This is a genomic window from Pseudanabaena biceps PCC 7429 (genome assembly GCF_000332215.1).
Taxonomy (GTDB): domain Bacteria; phylum Cyanobacteriota; class Cyanobacteriia; order Pseudanabaenales; family Pseudanabaenaceae; genus Pseudanabaena; species Pseudanabaena biceps.
In genome coordinates, this window is the sequence record NZ_ALWB01000269.1 from 1 (window position 1) to 5,775 (window position 5,775).

Genomic DNA, 5,775 nt, shown 5'->3' on the forward strand with positions numbered 1-5,775 from the left:
TTTTAGATGTTCTTTCTAGAACTTTGCTTTCTTCGGGTGTCATCTTTTTTAACCTCATTTTTATTCATTTTCTCATATGTCATCTATAAGTAGAAATACTCATTGCATTAGTGAGATGCTCCCGTTGTAACTGTGTTTAAGTCAGCGATCGCGCTAAACCCATCAGTCCCCCCAGCCGCCTTAATCAAAGGACTCACAACTCCTCTAGGTCTTCGGAAACCACCACGGGGGGCTGTTGGATGATAAATCCATGAAGCTAAGGCATTATCAATTTTGACGGTTGGATGATGATTCCGATAAATTTCTAAGGTCAATGAATTATCAATAACTAGAGGATTTGATGCTGGAAAATCTAGTGACACTCTTTCAAACAATCGTTTGCAAACAAACAATATGCACGTAGGCTTTAACTCAGCAACTACTTCTCTAAAAATCGGCTTAGCTTTTTTCCACATTTCTTCATCGGGAGCAATTCTAGGTCTGGGAAGCCAATCCTGAATATATTCATGGTGTGCTATAGAATGCCAAAATTCAGATCGCAATTCCTGAGTATTAGCATTTTGTACAAATGTCCGTTGGATATTGCTAAAGAAGTTATGCTTCCACCTTGCATCAATAATTTTGTTGATTAGCTCCTGTGTAAAAACAGCATCTTTTTCTGCACCTTTGGATACACCATGATTTGATTCTCCAACAATCAAAATGGGAATTTTGAATATGCTCTCATTTCCATATTGATTGCCTATCCAAGGCTGAAAGCGAAGATTATCAATTTTCATTTGGAAAATCCAGTTATTTTTTTAGTTAAACGTAGGATGGGTTAGCGATAGCGTAACCCATCATTTTTCTAATAAATGCGGTTTTCTAATAGATGCGTTACGTTGCACTAACGCATCCTACAAATAAACTAGGCGGGAGGGTCAATTTGAATAATTCACCACAGGAGGAGCCGCAGGTATAACCGTTACCAAATTATTTGCATTATCTCGTTTAGCATATTCATTAGATGCACGATTATAGGCAACTACAGGCGTAGCGATAGAAGCATCCGCTAACCATTTCTGATAGGCTTCAGGGGATTCCACTACCACATCCGTTTGCATCGCCGCAAAATAAGTACCGCTATATTGCGAATCCCGCAAGCGATATTTCCCTTCACGAATAGGTGTAAATTCAAAATCAATATCACGCCCTGGAATTACATCTTGCTTCACCCGAAAAGCAGGAATATACAAGCCATGCAGCACATCTTCAGAATGGAGGACAAGCTTAATCCTGCGATTATTCGGCAAATGTAATTCTGTACTACTGACATTACCTGTCCCATTGCCTGTCCCATTGCCATAGCGAAATTCCCATGACCATTGCCGCGCTAGTACTTGAATTTGCTCAACCTCTTCCAATTGAGATTCGTGAACTTCAGCCGCATCAGCCACCGCCATCATTGCTCCATGATGAGCATGTTCCATTGGTCCTAAGATCGACATCTGATCATAGATTTGATAGCTATAGGCGGCAATCCAAATCACCAGAGCAAAGGGAATTGCTGTCCAGATGATTTCTAATTTAACATTACCTTCGATATGAGGACCATCACTATAGTCATATTTCCCTGCGCGTTGAAACAAGATGGAATAGGTCAAAGTGCCAACTACACCAAGAAAAATGAAAGTTCCTAAGGTCACCAAAAAGCTAAATAGGTTATCCACCAAAATCGATTCTGCGGAAGCTTGCGGCGGGAACCATGTATAGGCAGATTGTCCCATCCAGAGACTGATGAGGGCGATCGCGATCGCCACACCCACCAAAGTTAAAATCGTGCGTAGTTTCATAGATCTCCCTATTTCAGTAACTGATTTAGATCGACATTCTTACTCAAGCGTAACAGGCGATCGGCGGTAATATGCACCCCAAACTCTGAGGCAAGCTGTGCGCCCAAAGTCCCATGCACAAACATGATCGCAAAAATTACCAATCCTGCTAGCAAATAGCTCCACTGTACCTGTTGACCCATATCCTTGCGCCAGAGAAAGCGCTGAAATCCACGCCAGACAGTCATTCCTACAATCAGCGCTAATAAAAGCACACCTCCCACACCATGCCAGATCATCGTCTCCATCGCCTGTAAGCCCCAAGCGCTTTTAACATTCTCATCGGGCGTAGCGAGCAGGATTTCGTAAAAACCTGCACCAACAGTAAAGAAAGTGATAATTGAGGCGGCGACCATGTTGTACCAGCCGACATCAAAAAAGTTCGACCTTGAGGCAGGAATGGCTAGAAATTTGAATAAAGGCTTTTCTAGAACAAAAAATACGCCCACAATATCGAATCCGATCGCTACAATAAACAAGCCAAGGGTCATGTGAACTAGATTGGGATGGATAGGAATGCTATAGGGCAACCCATTTAAGCCCAATTGACCATGTAATTGATCGATTAAAGTCGCAATCATTGCAAACCAGCCTCCTTTAAAGCTTCTACCACTGGTACGGTATGTAGTCCATAGACCCAAACCAGCAGATCGCCTAAATAAACTTGAAAAAGAACTATTCCTGTGAGAAACAAACCCGCACCGAGAAAGGAGACAGGTAACACCTTAGGATCGCGAACCCGCAGTACATAGCGCCATCCAGTCATCGCCGCAATTACTCCTGAGAGCGACCAGCCAATAATGGTATGTAAATTCAAGGTTGGCTCTACGGCAGCGTATGCCTCCGCTAATCCCGCTTCCACCTGTCCAAAGATAATGGCAATGAAGATCGAAATTGTGGCAAAAAATAGATTCCACCAGCTCACTTCGTAGAGTCGAGGGTTACGGGTGAAATAGCCGATCGCATCGCATACCACTGCAAACAACACCATTGCGATCACAAAATGAACCACAATCGGATGAATCGTATCGGGATAGGGCAAGTTATGGTCATTTAACGGTGGCAGATATTCCAGCATAGGTATTTGTCAACACTCAACGAAAGAAAACGAAATAAGAAAACGAAATAATTAGTCGATCAATTGCGATCAATTGCGTTACTAAATTGCGTTACTAAGTAGTTCAGCATAATTAAAAACCTAAACCAGAGAGCATACCTTCCGCTAAGCGGGCGGTACAATCTTCTAGGTTTTAAGTTTACTTAGCTAAGTAGCTGGGCGCAATTAAATATAAAACCCCAAAAGCTATAGCGAACGAGCAGCTTGCGCTACAGCTTTTGATTCTGGGCTTTAATTATGCCCAGTAACTTACTTATCTGATAATTAACTTTTGATAGTTAACTTTTGATAATTATTAGCTTAATCCTTAAGTTGTGGTTGTAGTTGTTTTAGACATTCTCTGGAAATCAAGGTTATATAGAAATACAAGCTTTGCTTGATATCTAAAACCCAAAAGATAAGCGACAGTTCTCGATACCACCACTCGTCTTTTGTTTTTTTATTTGTCTGAACTAACTCAAGCATTGCCATAGCTCGTTCCAATAAGTTTCCCAATAAGTTTTCCAATAAGTTTTCCAATAAGTTTTCCAATAAGTTTTCCAATAAGGGACTTGCGAGAAAATAAGATACCAATCCAGATTTATCAGAATCGGTGGCGCGGCTCCACCGCGCCACCGATTCTGGTTTTATATTTGGCACTTCATTAAATCGCAAGTCCCTAAGCCTCCCAATAAGTCTTTAACGTATCGCTTGTAACGAAAACAAGCAAAAGACATCATGTCAAACTAGGCGGCGCAAATGTAGCAACGTAAGGTTTGCAAACCCAAAAGATGGGAGGCGGCGCGAAGCGCCGCCTCCCATCTTTTGGGTTTTATGTCCTAGCCATATAGAAAGGGTGGCGTTTACGCCACCCTTTCTATTTAATCGCAGATTCCAATTTGTGTTGATTCCAAAGCTTCTGATAAAGCTGGGAATCAGCGAGTAGTTCGGCATGGGTTCCTACTTGTGCGATTTTGCCTGCATCCATGAGGATAATCCGATCGCAGGTTGAAGCTGCTGATAGGTTGTGGGTGATAAATAACACCGTTTTATTTTGGGGTAGATTTCCCAAAATGCTTGTGGCAGTCTGATTGTCCACACTAGAAAGCGCATCATCCAAGACTAAAATCGGTGTATCGACGAGTAAAGCTCTCGCTAAAGCCGTACGCTGTCGCTGTCCGCCTGATAGGGTAATACCCCGTTCACCGACAAGGGTGTCGTATTGTTTGGGAAACTTGAGAATTTCTTGCTCGATACGCGCTTTATTGGCGAAGTCTTCTACTTCATGATCGAAAGCTTGGGGCTTGCCATAACGAATGTTGTCGCGCATCGTCGCACTAAAGAGGAAGCTATCCTGCGGAACAAATGAGATAATTGACCGCAGATCTTCAATTCTCATTTTGGTAATGTCGATGCCATCAATAAAAATGCGATCGGCTGGCGTTTCCACTAGGCGCATCAAGGCACTCGCAAGCGTAGATTTTCCCGAACCAACCGTTCCTAAGATGGCAACGGTTTCGCTCGGATAAATCGTGAAACTAACATGATTAAGGGCAGGTTGAAGACAACCTTTGTAGGTAAAGGTGAGATCTCGCGCTTCAATTTTGCCTGTGACCTTTGATTTGCTTAAGGCGATCGCATCGGGGGCATCGGTAATGGCAGGGGGTATTTCCAGAATTCCCTGAATCCGATTGATACTGACGATTCCTCGTTGATAGGTGACCATCACAAATCCCAAAATTGCCGTTGGGAAGATCAATCGCTCGACATAGATAATTAGGGTCAGTAAATCGCCAATTTTAAAGGTTGTATTGGCAGGATTGGCTAACTTTTCGCCTCCAAACCAAATTAGTACTAAAAAACTAATACTGGCAATACCACCCAATAACGGAAATAAAATATTACGGCTGCGAGCCATTTTGAGATTGGCATCTAGTAGGCGATCGTTAAGTTTGCCAAAAGCATCGCGTTCGCTTTGCTCTTGAGCATAGGTCTTGATGAGAGCCATGCCGTTGAGGTCTTCTTGCAAAAGTGTGCTTACCTGTGATAGTTCCTCCTGAACCTGAAGTTGTTCGTCACGCAATTGACCGCTAAATCTCTGGACGATCGCTAGCATGATCGGATATACCGAGATTGATAGCAAGGTTAACAAGGGGTCAATCGCGATCATTGCAGGTAGCGTTAGAGCATAAACAAAGACCGAGTTGATGATGCTGAGCAGGGCAAAGCCCATCAAGCGACGGATATTCTCGACATCGCTAGTGACGATGCTGATCGTTTCCCCTGCGGAGTTATTGGCAAAATAACTGGGGGGCAGCTTGAGCAAATGCTCGAAAATTTCCTGTTTGAGACTATATTCTATTTTCCGCCCGATTCCAAAAATCCAGACGCGGGATGCCATCCGAATCACCCACATGAGTGAAGATAAGCCCACGATCAGCCAAACATATTGCAGTAAATGATGAAAATCAATCGATTGATTTTTGCCAAGGTCGTCAACGGATATCTTGATCAACCAAGGTATAAATGTGCCAAGCATGTTTGCCAGTAGAAGGGCAACAGTGCCAATAGCTAAGTCACTCCAGTAAGGACGGAGATATTCTTGGAGGGTTTGAAATTGCGATCGCGCCATAATATATCCATACTACTTTATTTTGGCAAAGGCTTGCTAGGCAAGCTTTTGCTAAAAAATTAGTGTTTCATTTTAGAGAAGGTAGTCATCGCGATCGGCTAATAAGGCTAATAAAATATTGTCTCGGATTTTGAGCTTTAAAAACCCTAAAGATGAGTGGCGGCGCAAAGCGCCGC

The 5,775-nt window shown here is 42.9% G+C and carries 6 protein-coding genes; all 6 read right to left on the reverse strand.

The window, feature by feature from the left end; translation table 11 throughout:
- Positions 1–107: 107 nt before the first annotated feature.
- The 6 genes from PSE7429_RS20420 to PSE7429_RS20445 all read right to left on the reverse strand — a co-directional run bounded on the left by PSE7429_RS20420 (position 108) and on the right by PSE7429_RS20445 (position 5,599).
- Positions 108–779: a hypothetical protein gene (locus tag PSE7429_RS20420; protein ID WP_009629253.1), complete on the reverse strand. Its 672-nt coding sequence runs from the start codon at positions 777–779 to the stop codon at positions 108–110.
- Between the two features lie 141 nt (positions 780–920).
- Positions 921–1,832, reverse strand: coding sequence for a cytochrome c oxidase subunit II (locus tag PSE7429_RS20425; protein ID WP_009629254.1), 912 nt, complete (start codon positions 1,830–1,832; stop codon positions 921–923).
- An 8-nt stretch (positions 1,833–1,840) separates the two neighbouring features.
- Complete coding sequence (locus tag PSE7429_RS20430) at positions 1,841–2,452, reverse strand: DUF2231 domain-containing protein (protein WP_009629255.1); 612 nt, start codon at positions 2,450–2,452, stop codon at positions 1,841–1,843.
- The gene (locus PSE7429_RS20435) at positions 2,449–2,949 is read right to left on the reverse strand and encodes a DUF2231 domain-containing protein (protein WP_009629256.1); all 501 of its coding nucleotides are present in this window, start codon (positions 2,947–2,949) and stop codon (positions 2,449–2,451) included. The genes PSE7429_RS20430 and PSE7429_RS20435 overlap by 4 nt, the downstream gene beginning before the upstream one ends.
- A gap of 339 nt (positions 2,950–3,288) precedes the next feature.
- Entirely contained in the window at positions 3,289–3,642 is a 354-nt protein-coding gene (locus PSE7429_RS20440; protein ID WP_009629257.1) for a hypothetical protein, read from the reverse strand.
- Between the two features lie 202 nt (positions 3,643–3,844).
- On the reverse strand, positions 3,845–5,599 hold the full coding sequence (locus PSE7429_RS20445) for an ABC transporter ATP-binding protein (protein WP_009629258.1): 1,755 nt from the start codon (positions 5,597–5,599) through the stop codon (positions 3,845–3,847).
- Positions 5,600–5,775: the final 176 nt, after the last annotated feature.